Below are 12,586 nucleotides of genomic sequence, written 5' to 3'. Positions count from 1 at the left end.
ATTATTAGATTACACTTTTATTTGACAAATATTTCTCAATAGCTTCTCCGCTGCTTTTTGCAACTACTTCAGCAGATATAGAATAACCGTTTTTTATCAAGTTATTGATTTTCCATTGGTTACCTTTAGTGCCAAATAGAATGAAGACTAATAAATTAGCTATGTATGCAGGTATCAATGTACCAGTCGAAGAAACTTCATTAGTTAATAATGAGCCAACTAATAGCAATAAAAAGTTACCAATATAAAGATAGGCGAACCAACCTATGGCAATCAGGTACAACCTTTAGGTAAGAGCCCAAAATCCTTGAAAGAAAAGTGCCCACAAATTGAAACCACTCTTTATGGCTATTAACTCTTCTCCGTTTTTTTCTAATACTTTCCAGTTTTGTTGAAAAAAATCTAGATTGATATGTTTTCTATAACCTAAACCTTTCATCACTCTCATACATACAATAGGCCAAGTTACAAATAAAAATACAAGTTGCAAAAATAATAAAGATTCCTTTTGAAAATCACCTTTTCCTATTTCTTTTTCTATAATGGTTCTTGCAATAAGCCAAAAATATAAGGGTCCTGAGAAAAGGTGGGTAGAGATTACAAATAATTCATCAGCGGGAGTAATATGTTCCATCGGTAGCATTGTACCGATTCCAGTATAATCGTAATAATAACCTGCTACAATTAAGATATGTACACTTGTAATGAATAGTAATGTTAATCTAATTTTCGGAATTTTTATATCTTCAAAACTGAATATTACACTTGTTGTCCAAAAGACATAAAAACATGCCGTGATTTTTCCAAAATTTTCATCAATCTGGTATAAAATAGAGCTCTGATCTGCTCCAATAGATGAAACTACCAAAATAACGTAATAGGATAATGGAATGATTATTATCATTGCTTTTAGAATGTTATTCATTTTTTCCCCATTAATTAATGATATTACCAAAATCATTGAGGTCAGAGTTATTAGATGTGAATTGATTTGAAGAAAACGATGACACAATATCCCCCACGAGTTTTGTTTTTAAAATTATTCGTAACTTACCATATTTGCAGGTGATGGCAAGGAGGTGGGCTCATAACAATATCCTCAAAAAAAATGGCCCGCTATATTTAACGGGCCAGTGTATTTGTAAAACACAAATAGGAGGATAAAATCTTAGGCGTCAAAGCCTTCAAAAATTTCTGTTGAGAAATAACGTGATGCGCCATCGGCGAAGATGGTGACGATGCGCTTTCCTTTAAGTTCCGGACGCTTTGCAAGGCGCACGCAGGCAACCGCCGCCGCGCCGGATGAAATACCGACCGCTGTCCCTTCAAGGCGGGCGAGGCGGCGAGCCATTTTAATGGCGTCTTCATTTTCAACTGTTAGAATTTCATCGATAATATTAACTTCAAGCACGTCTGGAATATGACCGGATGATAGCCCTTGTAATTTATGAACGCCAGAACGCCCTTCTGATAATACAGGGCATGATGCAGGTTCAACGGCGATGCCCTTGATATTCGGGTTGCGTTCTTTAAGGGTGCGGCTTACGCCGGTGAATGTTCCGCCGGTACCGATACCCGCCACGAAATAATCCAGTTCACCGTCTGTGTCTGTCCAGATTTCTTCGGCGGTGCCGTTTGCGTGGGCCATTGGGTTTGCAAGATTTTCAAATTGACCAAGCTGGATCATGTTTGAATTTGCGGCTTGTAATTCGGCGGCCTTATCAATCGCGCCTTTTGTGCCTAGCTCTTTTGGGGTTAGCACGACATTGGCGCCATAAAGTTTTAATAGACGGCGGCGTTCGATGCTCATGTGTTCCGGCATACAAATCGTCACCGGAATTCCACGCATGGCACAGGCCCATGAAACCGCCACGCCATTGTTTCCTGATGTTGCCTCAACAATTTCGGTGTCATCCGTAATCAAGCCACGGTTAATGGCATCTTCGATCATGGCCATTGCCGGGCGGTCTTTAACAGACCCGGCTGGATTGACAAATTCGATCTTGGCAAGGATTTCTGCTTCTAACCCTTCTTCCTCCATTAAACGGGAAAGGCGAACCAGTGGCGTGCTGCCGATGAATTCAGAAACATCATTGTAAATTTTACCGCGACCAACTTTTTGGATGTCTGCTTGATATGTCATTTAAGTTAAATTCCGTCTGTTAAAAGATTCGAATGGAACATAACGTATTTTGCAGGACAAGTCCAATTTGTGTTACAATGTTACACTAATATTATTATCGTTTAATGTGTAATTTTTGGTAATATTTGCTAATTTATAATTTTTTAGAAGTAATATTTTCTAAAATATTATACAAATACGCAATATTGGAAAATAGAGTTGTTATTTTGATGTGTGTGCGATTTTTGGGTTAAATTGTCGTCATAAACGAAAAAAGCACCACTCTTGCAAGTGATGCTTTTAAATAGGGATGTGATTAATGATTAATCTTCGTCGTAATCGTCATAATCAACGGCGACACCATAATCCGGGTCATCCGGTAATTGTTCAACAAGGCTGCCTGTTTTATGCAGTAGTGCCTTACAATCCGGGCTTAAGTGGCGCAATTTTATTTTCTTGTTTCTGCGGGCGTATCGTTCGGTTAATGCCTCGATCGCTTGCAATCCGGAATGATCCCACACGCGGGATTTCATGAAATCGACGACCACTTGGTCAGGGTCATCTTTTGGATTGAACATTTCCTGAAAACCGGCTGTGCTACCAAAAAATAGCGGGCCACGGATATGATAAAATTTGCGGCCATCTTCGCGCAGTTCCGTGCGTGCTGTGACACGTTTTGACGCACGCCATGCAAATACAAGCGCGGAAACAATCACACCAACAACAACAGCAACCGCAAGATCGCTATAGACGGTAACGGCTGTTACCAGCAAAATGACAAAGGCATCATGACGTGGCACTTTATGCAGGATCTTAAGGCTCGACCATGCGAATGTACCGATCACCACCATAAACATCACGCCAACAAGCGCAGCCACGGGGATCTGTTCAATCAGGCCTGACGCCCATAGAATAAAGCAAAGCAGGAAAAGCGCCGCCGAAAGGCCTGAAAGACGCATGCGGCCACCGGATTTAACGTTGATCATGCTTTGGCCGATCATGGCACAACCGCCCATACCACCAAAGAAACCAGTAACAAGATTCGCGGCCCCTTGTGCGGCACATTCACGGCTTGCGCCGCCGTGAGTTTCTGTCATTTCCGCAACAAGGTTTAATGTCAGCAAGCTTTCGATAAGGCCGATTGCCGCCAAAATCACACTGTATGGCAAAATGATCATTAATGTTTCCCAGTTCAGTGGCACATCAGGAATGGCAAATGATGGCAGTGACCCACTTATGGACGCGAGATCACCCACACGCGGCACATCAATGTTAAAGAAAATAACAATCAGTGATACCGATAAAATTCCCATTAATGGTGCAGGGATGCTGCGGATAAGCTTTGGTGCGGACCAGATGATAAACATGGTCAAACATACAAGCCCCATGGTCAGATAAAGCGGCGTACCCGTCATCCAGACAAGGTTACCTGTGGCATCTTCCATTTTAAATTGGCCAAGCTGGGCCAGGAAAATCACAATCGCAAGACCGTTCACGAAACCAAGCATCACCGGATGCGGCACCATACGAATAAATTTACCAAGCCGGAATGCGCCAGCCAGTATTTGAATGATCCCCATCAACACCACAGTCGCGAATAAATACTGAACGCCGTGCTGCGCGACAAGGGCAACCATCACAACCGCAAGGGCACCCGTCGCACCACTGATCATACCCGGTCGACCACCGAAAACGGCTGTAATCAGGCCAACGATAAAGGCGGCATATAAACCCACAAGCGGATGAACGCCCGCGACAAAGGCGAAGGCGACGGCCTCTGGCACAAGGGCGAGGGCAACGGTTAATCCGGCAAGGATTTCAGTGCGGTACTGCGCGAATTTGCCGTTTGATTCCGGTTCAACAATAGGTAGGTCAGGGGCCGTTTGCATGGCTATTTCCTTGGAATGATAAACAATTATTGTAACAAGCGCCGCGCACTATAGCGATCATTAAGTGAAAAGCAACCAATATTAGGTGAAAGCTTTGTTAATATCATATATCGAATGGTTGTGTGTTTGATGAGTTTTTATATTAAAGAATACTAAAATAATCGGATTGTATATTATATTCAATCTTGACACGAGTATCATTTAATGGTTTCTAGTGTATGGGGTTGTTGTTTAGTAGTTTGTTTGTCGGGAAATATGAATAGTTTTTTTAAATATGACTCTGATTATCTTGAACACGGTCATTTATTAAATGTTTCAAGTTTAAAGCGTTTTTCGCTGCCGGTTAGTTTGCTTGGCTTTCTTATTTATAATTTCGCATATGGTGATAGCAGTCTTTATGAAAGATTCGCATACCTTAATCCTTTAAAAATGTCATTTACATTTGGATGCACTTTCCTTGTGATTTGGTGCGTCGTTATGTTGGTTAAAGAAAATGTCATTATCCAGAAAACGGCAATTTGGATTGCTATTTTTTCTGCGTTTGCCTTTTCTTGTGCGATGGGGCTTATCGGCCTTGAAAACCGTGAAGGCATCATAACCATTTCAATCGTTTATCTTATGGTATCTTTCGCCATTACGACACGGTTGGGATATCTTATTTTATTATTGGTTGTAAATGCCGGGATTTTTTATTTTGTCGCGACCGCAGTTTACGGGTTTCCGGCAACATATTTTGTCATTTCACTATTTTCTTCGACCTTACTTGGTTGTCTGATTTGTTACAGTATGGATAAGCAGCGCCGCGAAGTTTTTTATAGCCATAAAAAGCTAACCGAAAATATGAATGCGCTGAATAAAGCACTTGATATTAAATCAACTTTCCTCGGTCATATGAGCCACGAATTAAGAACGCCGCTTAACGCCATCATTGGTTTTTCTGATCTTATTCAAAACGCAGAAAAAATGAAGGTTTCACAGGATAAAGTTAAGGAATATGCAGCACATATCAATAATGGCGGCACCCATCTCTTGACGCTGGTGAATGATATTCTTGATCAAAATAAGCTAGAGGCCGGTGAAGTTACCGTGCAAGTTGAAGAAATCGGCGTCTGTGAAACAATTGACGGATATTTGGATGAATTAAGACCGATATCGTCCAATAAAAAACAGGAACTTGATCTCGTTAGTTGTGCGCCGGAAACCAAAATTCACACGGACCGCAGGATTTTCAAGCAGATCATTTATAACCTTGTTTCCAATGCACAGAAATACACACCGGAAAAAGGCCGTGTGACCATCAACATAGAAAAAAGAAATGGCGACAATGTCGATGTTATCGTTAAGGATACCGGTAAAGGGATGAGACAGGAATTAATTGATCAAATTGAAAATTCCGAAATTTTACTGCAGTCACATTTTATTTCCAATGCGGAAGGCACCGGACTTGGTTTAATTATTGTCAGTCAATTACTTCATAGAATTGGTGCAAACATTAAAGTGAAATCAGCCGTTGGAAAGGGCACGGAAATCAGATTGGAATTTCCGGTGAATTTTGCGGTTAACTGATTTTGTGGTTGTGAAACCATTATTTCCAGGATTTGATTTCTTTTATTCTTTGTTCATCAATACCAAGGGATTGAAGGAAGTCTGTGTGCGCTTCGGGTAGGTCGTTTTCAAAATTGATGTGCCACTCGCGTTGTGCGTTATCATCCATGCCGCAGCTTTCGAGGATTTTAACCCATTGTTCAACGTTCATGTTTTTGGATTTGCTGGGTAATGCTTTATCACCCAGCATTTTAATGATTGCTTGTTGTTGTGCACGTAAGGTGCTGATTTCACAGTTTAAACTTTCCAGTCGTTGCTCAAGGATGTTTGTGAAATCATTCTCGTTTGATTTTAAAATGTCGGCGATGGCCTCAAGCGAGAGCCCAGCATCGCGGTAACGGGCAATTTTCACCATGCGGTCAAAATCAGCCTGTGAATAAAGGCGGTAATTGGCATTTGTTCGCTCGCTAGGTTTTAAAAGGCCGATTTTATCATAAAAAAGCAGCGTGCTTCTTGATAAGCCGAATTCCTTTACCAATTGTCCGATTGTGTACATACATTCCTCAATGCTTTATTTGATGACTTATCTTATCACCTTGATGCAAAATGTGCTTTAATTTTATCATCTGCAGCGACGATCAAATCACGCCACGCAAGCATTTCATCTGCATATGCATCCGCATCCCATTCGGCCAGCGATTTATTTCTATCTTCACCAAGGGCGGTTAATTGATAGGTGACTGTTACGACTGAACCACCGTTGTTATTTGACTTTAATGTAACATCGACGGTTCCGACATCATAATCTGGCATCATGCGCATATAACGGGCGTGATGATTATTACGGTCATATTTCAGTACAAGCCACGTCGTTGTGCCGCCATCACGTGTTGTTTGAAAAACCGATCCTTTTTCAAAACCATCCCCATTTAAAATGACGGGGTCCCAATTAGGGACCCATAATGCCTCACCCGGACCGGTAAAAAGGGGCAGTGCATCGTCAGGTGTCATATTTATTTCAAATGATCCAGTGTGATTGACGGTGATGGCTTCTGTGGTCATGGGTGTAGTTTCCTGTGAATTTGCAGTTGATGTAAAAAGTACCAAAAATGCGATAAGTGGAATTAACAAAAGATTTTTTTTCATGGTGCCTCAAATTTTTAATGTGTGAAAACCAGTTTTCTAAACTATGAAGTAATAGTCAGGTCAACAGGTTTTGACGAAAAATGTGAGGAAAAATGCGCTCTTGACCAATAAAACATCATGTTGCATATTCCCGTTTAGCGATTCAATTTTATTTATTTTTTAACTGCGGGTAACTGTTTTGGGTAAAGTTCGTTTATTTTTGTCATTATCGTTTCTTGTTCTGCTTACTGCCTGTTACGGGGGGCGTCAGGAAAATTATTATCAGTCATATGTCGATGCAGCAGCGTCCGATAATCTTGTCGCGCTTAATCAGGGCGATAAGCCGGAAGTGATCTTTTCAGAAAATATTGAAGCCGATAAAGAAAAATATAAAGCCCAAGGTTTTGTAATCGTTGGTGAATCTTCGTTTGAAAATCGTGAACAATACCGTTCAATCAAACGCAAACATGATTCACATGTTGCCCGTGCCGTTGGTCAAGCAATGCGCGTTTCAGCGACACATGTTCTTTATAACCGTACTAAGGTGAACGAGTATATTTCGACCGCTTTTTCAAAAATTGACGGTCATAAAATAAGTCATTACGAAGAATATCAAAACCATTCCGTTTATCTGGTAAAGAACAAGATTTAGAAAAATCTTTCTACCATAATGGCTTATCTTTTTAATGGGTCTTAATAACAATATTGTTATTAAAAAATCGCATAAAAGCTCATTTTTTACTGTTATGTTATAACCTTATTTGCTATAGAGGGGGCATTCAATAACAATGCACTTTTTTTATGGGAACAAAATATGGTGGATCAACCGAATAACGGTATTTCGAAACGTGATTTTTTACAGTCAATTGGTATGATTGGCGGCTCGGCTGCGGTATATACGGCGCTTCAAGGGTTTGACCTTGCGCATGCGTCGCAACGTACTGAGCCACCGGTATTGGAAAATTCCGGTAAGGGTAAGAAAATCATCGTTCTTGGTGCTGGTCTTGCGGGTATGGTTACTGCGCTTGAGCTAACCAAAAAGGGATATGATGTCGATATTCTTGAGGCACGTGATCATTCCGGTGGTCGTGCGCAATCAGCAAAGCGCGGTACTGTGCTTGAAGAAAGCGGTGGCGAGCGTCAGGTTTGTAACTTTTCAGAAGGTCATTACCTGAATTATGGCCCATGGCGAATTCCTGCGGAACATAAGGCGACCCTTCATTATTGCCGCACACTTGGTGTTCAGCTTGAACCAATGATCAATAAAGCCGTTCATTCGCTTTATTATTCTGAAAATACAGATGGCCCGCTTAAAGGTGTGCCTGTACGTCAGATCGAACTTGATGTTGACCGTGCCGGTAACGTTCAGGAATTAATGGCGAAAGCTGCTGATGATGGTTACCTTGATGAAATGTTAAGCGCTGATGATAAAGAAATGCTTCTTGATTATTGTCGTTCAACGGGCCTTCTTGACCGTAAGGAATTGAAATATATTCCAAATAAGGCACGCGGATATGATGAATATCCGGGTATTGGTGATGATCCGGGTAAGTTTTCAACCCCACAAAGCTTAACGAATATGCTTCAATATAAGGTTGGATCACTATTTGAAATGGCCGATCACCCGGCGGTAATGTTCCAACCAGTAGGCGGCATGGTACAAATTCCAATGGCACTTGAACGTGCGCTTCCAAAACGCATGATCCGCTTTAATTCGGAAATTACCAACATCGCACAAACAGAAGACGGTGTTGAAATCACATATAAAGACACCAAAAACGGTCGCGAACGCACGGCGAAGGCGGATTATTGTATTTCAACAATTCCGTTTACCGTATTGCCGCAAATCCCAAATGATTTCGAAGAAGAAACAATGGACGCACTGAAAAGCGCGCGTTCCGCACCTGCATTCAAGCTTGGCCTTGAAATGAGCCGTCGTTTCTGGGAACAGGACGAAATGATTTATGGTGGTGTTACTCGCACGGACATCGAAGGTTTCCGTGAGATTAGTTACCCATCATCAGATCTGCATAGCGATGGCCCGGGTGTTATCCTTGGTGCTTATTGTTGGGGCCGTGAAGCGGTGAAATTGAGTAATATGACACCGGCGGAACGTGTAGAAGCCGCGCTTGAGGTTGGTGAAAAACTTCATCCAGGTAAATACCGTAAATATTTCACCGGTAACGCAATTTCCATCGGTTGGCATAAAGATAAATATATGCTTGCCGGTACCGTTGGTTGGTCACGCCGTAACCGTACCAATAAATTACCAAAATTGATGAAGGGCGAAAAACGCGTTCTATTCGGTGGTAACGGTATCGCACCATATAACGCCGGCTGGATGACAGGCGCGATCGAAAGCGCATGGCACGTTGTTGAACAACTTGATCAACGCCTAAGCAAAGCTTAATCGCCAATTACATATAATCAATAAGCCATCCATGCGGGACAGTGTGGGTGGCTTTTTTGTGTGTTTGAAATACACTTTAACACAAAATAGATAGTCACCCTCCGACTTGATCGGAGGGGCCAGGAGTGTTGGCTTAACTTTGATAAGGACTACTGGATAGCCCGATCAAGTCGGGCTATGACGGTTAATGAGGGGGTAAAAACAAAAAATAACCCGCCAGATGGGCTCTGGCGGGTTAAAAGTCATTATGTGACTATCAGTTTATATTACCAGGGGAAGATAATATTTAATTTTATTATTATTGTTATTCTGTACTCAATTACTAGAGATGCCCTCTGTATCCAATGGATACTCCCTTAATTAGTTCATTTGTGCGCGCACTTCGGCGCGTAGGTTATCAATTGAAACCAGATTATCGTTTACTTCGATGTTCCAGTATGTCCAGCCGTTACAGCTTGGTGCGCCTTGTACCTTTGCGCCAACCTGATGGATGGATCCTTTGTTATCGGCGCTGATCAGTGTGCCGTCTGCGCGTACTTTTGCTGAATGGCGCTTGTTTGGGCCATAAAGGATCGTACCCGGCTTAATCATACCGTTATCAATCAGTGTTCCGAACGCCACACGCGGTAGGGCGCGTTTTGCTGGTGTTACTTCAAGCTCTTCATCGCCAAGTGGCTCGACTTCAGCAATGCGGTCAGTGGCAAGGCTTACGTATTTGTCTTCGCGCTCAAGGCCGATGAAATGGCGGCCCATGCGTTTTGCAACGGCGCCTGTTGTGCCGCTACCGAAAAATGGATCAAGCACCACGTCGCCTTTATTGGTTGATGAAAGCAGCACACGGTAAAGCAGGGCTTCCGGTTTTTGTGTGCTGTGGCCTTTGTGACCATTTACCTTAAGGCGTTCTTTGCCGGAACAAATCGGCAGCGTCCAGTCAGAACGCATTTGAACATCATCGTTAAAGGCCTTCATGGCTTCGTAGTTAAATGTGTATTTATTGAACCCTTCGCCCTTATTACACCAAAGAAGCGTTTCATGGGCGTTGGTAAAGCGTGTGCCACGGAAATTCGGCATTGGGTTTGTCTTGCGCCATACAATGTCGTTCAGTACCCAGTAACCGATATCCTGTAGGATTGAACCCACGCGGTAAATATTATGGTAAGAACCGATCACCCAAATGGTGCCTGTGTCCTTAAGAACGCGACGTGCAGCCGTTAGCCATTCGCGTGTAAATTTGTCATAAACATCAAAGCTTGAAAATTGATCCCACTCGTCATTTACGGCATCAACATGTGAATTGTCCGGACGGTGAAGTTCGCCTTTAAGTTGCATGTTATACGGAGGATCAGCGAAAATTACGTCCACTGATTTTTCCGGTAAGCTGTTCATAAGCTCGATACAATCACCCTGAAGGATTTGATCAAGTGGTAATGTTGTCGGGGCGGATTTCGCAGCTGTTTTTCTTTTTGTTTTTGTCATGCTTTTCGCTTCTTATTGTTTTTATTCGAAAATCGTTATGACAGGAATCATGAATCATTTGACGAATCACGTCAAGCAGTTTTTTTATTGGAATCAACGTTTTATGTGAATTTCTTAACGAATTAGGTCACGAATTGGCGCAAATGATTTTCTGTGAAAACGACTCGGACCCACTAGATTTAGTGCTTCGATATGGGCCTTGGTACCATATCCAGAATTCTGATTCCAGCCGTATTCAGGATGAATTTCGTGTAATTTTTTCATTAAAAAATCGCGTTTTTCTTTCGCGATTATCGACGCTGCGGCGATGGAAACGGATTTTTGATCACCTTTTATGATCGCCGACGCGGGTGCTTCGAACGTGGGAAGGCGGTTGCCGTCCACCAGAACATGATCTACTTTTCGGGGTAAATTGGCGACGGCGCGCTGCATGGCAAGCATGGTCGCATGCAGTATATTTAACTCGTCAATTTCTTCGAGTGATGCTTCGCCAAATGCACATTCGGCGCATTCCAGAATCTCTTCTGCGATGATGGCTCTTTTTTTGGCACTCAACTTTTTTGAATCGTTTAAGCTGTGGGGGATATTTGCCGGGTCAAGGATAACGGCGGCGGTGATCACGGGGCCGGCGAGTGGGCCGCGGCCGACTTCATCCACGCCGCAGATGATTTTTTCCGGCGCGCCAAGCTCAAGTTCAAGATTATATGATGGTTTGGGTGTTTCCTTTTTCATGGAACGACTATAAGCTTGGGCGAATTCATAATAAAGAAGAAAAAATGTCTATAACCATAATCATACCCACACTTAAGATTGATGCTGATCTGGAACGCTTGCTTGATGTTCTTCCGGATGATGTGATTATTGTAAACGGCGGGCATGAGACATATTCATTTAAAGACCGCAATGTCATCAATACCAATCCGGGGCGGGGATTACAGCTTGCGTCGGGCGCGCGGTTCGCCAAGGGCGATTGGTTATTCTTCCTGCATGCGGATAGTCAGTTAAAACGCGGCTGGATGCAGGAAATGGCGGATCATATGGAAAACCACCCTGATAAGGCATTTGCCTTTCGCTTACGGTTTGATGATGATGGCTTTTTTCCGCGTTTGTTGGAATATTGGGTGCGGTTCCGGTGTTGGGCATTTGCAATGCCATACGGGGATCAAGGCCTATTTATATCACGGGAATTATATGATGAAATTGGTGGTTATAATGATATGCCGTTGATGGAAGACGTGGATATCATTAAGCGCATCGGAAGATCGCGACTGCGTGTGTCGGACCATGAAATCATCACATCTGCAGAAAAATATAATAAATACGGTTATATCATTCGCATGTTCCGTAATGGTTTTTGTTTGGCCCTATATAAATTGGGCGTTGATCCCGCAACGATAAAGAAGATTTACTGATTATGCAAAAAGGGACTTTGGTTATATTCGTTAAAGCGCCGCAGATGGGCCGGGTCAAAACCCGCCTCGCGCGCGATATCGGCAAGTTTCGCGCATGGCGGTTTTATCGCCGCACGGTTTCGGACTTAATCAAACGGGTGGGAAGCGGAAATTGGAACACGGTTCTTTGCGTATCGCCGGATGGCTATAAAGGCGGATTTTTTGATGCGCGTTACTCCATCATCCCCCAAGGCGGCGGCGACCTGGGGCAGCGCATGCAACGTGTGTTTGATGAATACGCATCCGGCCCACTCGTCCTAATCGGCGGCGATATCCCAAGTATTGGGAAGCATCACATCAAAAACGCATTCGACGCATTACGAGACAGCGACATCACATTCGGCCCCGCCACCGACGGCGGCTACTGGATGGTCGGCATGCGCAGGCGAACAAGACGCATCAGCCCCTTTTTCGACGTACGCTGGTCCACCAAACACGCCCTATCCGACACGGTAGAAAACATCGATCCGATTAATCGTATATCATTCACGGATATGCTCAGTGATGTGGATGAGGGCGGGGATCTTTAAAACAGCAAAAAACGTCCTTCCGGCGAAGGCCGGAATCC

12 protein-coding genes are annotated in these 12,586 nt (G+C 43.1%); 5 read left to right on the top strand and 7 right to left on the bottom strand.

The genetic code is table 11. From position 1 onward, the window contains the following. Nucleotides 1-286: 286 nt before the first annotated feature. The 3 genes from KW060_RS09120 to KW060_RS09110 all read right to left on the bottom strand — a co-directional run bounded on the left by KW060_RS09120 (nucleotide 287) and on the right by KW060_RS09110 (nucleotide 4,011). Nucleotides 287-925 carry a hypothetical protein gene (locus KW060_RS09120; RefSeq protein ID WP_249034507.1) on the bottom strand — a complete coding sequence of 213 codons (639 nt, stop codon included), beginning with the start codon at nucleotides 923-925 and terminating at the stop codon, nucleotides 287-289. A gap of 243 nt (nucleotides 926-1,168) precedes the next feature. Beyond that, nucleotides 1,169-2,143 (bottom strand): cysteine synthase A, encoded by a 975-nt coding sequence (gene cysK / locus KW060_RS09115; protein WP_249034506.1) that lies wholly within the window; start codon nucleotides 2,141-2,143, stop codon nucleotides 1,169-1,171. Between the two features lie 302 nt (nucleotides 2,144-2,445). Next, on the bottom strand, nucleotides 2,446-4,011 hold the full coding sequence (locus tag KW060_RS09110; RefSeq protein WP_249034505.1) for a SulP family inorganic anion transporter: 1,566 nt from the start codon (nucleotides 4,009-4,011) through the stop codon (nucleotides 2,446-2,448). Between the two features lie 255 nt (nucleotides 4,012-4,266). On the opposite strand from KW060_RS09110, the gene KW060_RS09105 reads away from it, so the two are divergent. Continuing rightward, on the top strand, nucleotides 4,267-5,577 hold the full coding sequence (locus tag KW060_RS09105) for a sensor histidine kinase (RefSeq protein WP_249034504.1): 1,311 nt from the start codon (nucleotides 4,267-4,269) through the stop codon (nucleotides 5,575-5,577). A 19-nt stretch (nucleotides 5,578-5,596) separates the two neighbouring features. Here the strand turns inward: KW060_RS09105 and KW060_RS09100 are convergent, their stop codons facing one another. Together KW060_RS09100 and KW060_RS09095 are read right to left on the bottom strand one after the other, a co-directional pair. Then, on the bottom strand, nucleotides 5,597-6,112 hold the full coding sequence (locus KW060_RS09100; RefSeq protein ID WP_249034503.1) for a MerR family transcriptional regulator: 516 nt from the start codon (nucleotides 6,110-6,112) through the stop codon (nucleotides 5,597-5,599). A gap of 35 nt (nucleotides 6,113-6,147) precedes the next feature. Beyond that, a complete protein-coding gene (locus KW060_RS09095) occupies nucleotides 6,148-6,702 on the bottom strand; it encodes an SRPBCC family protein (RefSeq protein WP_249034502.1) in 555 nt (184 codons plus the stop codon). 178 nt (nucleotides 6,703-6,880) lie between these two features. On the opposite strand from KW060_RS09095, the gene KW060_RS09090 reads away from it, so the two are divergent. Further along, the gene (locus KW060_RS09090; protein WP_249034501.1) at nucleotides 6,881-7,333 is read left to right on the top strand and encodes a hypothetical protein; all 453 of its coding nucleotides are present in this window, start codon (nucleotides 6,881-6,883) and stop codon (nucleotides 7,331-7,333) included. Nucleotides 7,334-7,495: 162 nt separating this feature from the next. Then, nucleotides 7,496-9,091: a flavin monoamine oxidase family protein gene (locus KW060_RS09085; protein ID WP_249034500.1), complete on the top strand. Its 1,596-nt coding sequence runs from the start codon at nucleotides 7,496-7,498 to the stop codon at nucleotides 9,089-9,091. A gap of 360 nt (nucleotides 9,092-9,451) precedes the next feature. Here the strand turns inward: KW060_RS09085 and KW060_RS09080 are convergent, their stop codons facing one another. Both KW060_RS09080 and KW060_RS09075 read right to left on the bottom strand, forming a co-directional pair. Then, nucleotides 9,452-10,567: a site-specific DNA-methyltransferase gene (locus KW060_RS09080; RefSeq protein ID WP_274757239.1), complete on the bottom strand. Its 1,116-nt coding sequence runs from the start codon at nucleotides 10,565-10,567 to the stop codon at nucleotides 9,452-9,454. 114 nt (nucleotides 10,568-10,681) lie between these two features. Next, entirely contained in the window at nucleotides 10,682-11,299 is a 618-nt protein-coding gene (locus tag KW060_RS09075) for a ribonuclease HII (protein WP_249034499.1), read from the bottom strand. Between the two features lie 44 nt (nucleotides 11,300-11,343). On the opposite strand from KW060_RS09075, the gene KW060_RS09070 reads away from it, so the two are divergent. Further along, entirely contained in the window at nucleotides 11,344-11,979 is a 636-nt protein-coding gene (locus KW060_RS09070) for a glycosyltransferase (RefSeq protein WP_249034498.1), read from the top strand. Nucleotides 11,980-11,981: 2 nt separating this feature from the next. Further along, complete coding sequence (locus KW060_RS09065) at nucleotides 11,982-12,548, top strand: TIGR04282 family arsenosugar biosynthesis glycosyltransferase (RefSeq protein WP_274757238.1); 567 nt, start codon at nucleotides 11,982-11,984, stop codon at nucleotides 12,546-12,548. Nucleotides 12,549-12,586: the final 38 nt, after the last annotated feature.

Source organism: Pseudemcibacter aquimaris, from assembly GCF_028869115.1.
GTDB lineage: Bacteria > Pseudomonadota > Alphaproteobacteria > Sphingomonadales > Emcibacteraceae > Pseudemcibacter > Pseudemcibacter aquimaris.
Note: the sequence above shows the minus strand (reverse complement) of the source record. Positions and strands in the feature narration are given on the sequence as shown.

Coding starts and splice junctions, on each gene's coding strand:
- KW060_RS09065 (WP_274757238.1), top strand. CDS start 11,982: ATGCAAAAAGGGACTTTGGTTATATTCGTTAAAGCGCCGCAGATGGGC.
- KW060_RS09070 (WP_249034498.1), top strand. CDS start 11,344: ATGTCTATAACCATAATCATACCCACACTTAAGATTGATGCTGATCTG.
- KW060_RS09075 (WP_249034499.1), bottom strand. CDS start 11,299: ATGAAAAAGGAAACACCCAAACCATCATATAATCTTGAACTTGAGCTT.
- cysK (WP_249034506.1), bottom strand. CDS start 2,143: ATGACATATCAAGCAGACATCCAAAAAGTTGGTCGCGGTAAAATTTAC.
- KW060_RS09105 (WP_249034504.1), top strand. CDS start 4,267: ATGAATAGTTTTTTTAAATATGACTCTGATTATCTTGAACACGGTCAT.
- KW060_RS09095 (WP_249034502.1), bottom strand. CDS start 6,702: ATGAAAAAAAATCTTTTGTTAATTCCACTTATCGCATTTTTGGTACTT.
- KW060_RS09110 (WP_249034505.1), bottom strand. CDS start 4,011: ATGCAAACGGCCCCTGACCTACCTATTGTTGAACCGGAATCAAACGGC.
- KW060_RS09100 (WP_249034503.1), bottom strand. CDS start 6,112: ATGTACACAATCGGACAATTGGTAAAGGAATTCGGCTTATCAAGAAGC.
- KW060_RS09080 (WP_274757239.1), bottom strand. CDS start 10,567: ATGACAAAAACAAAAAGAAAAACAGCTGCGAAATCCGCCCCGACAACA.
- KW060_RS09120 (WP_249034507.1), bottom strand. CDS start 925: ATGAATAACATTCTAAAAGCAATGATAATAATCATTCCATTATCCTAT.
- KW060_RS09085 (WP_249034500.1), top strand. CDS start 7,496: ATGGTGGATCAACCGAATAACGGTATTTCGAAACGTGATTTTTTACAG.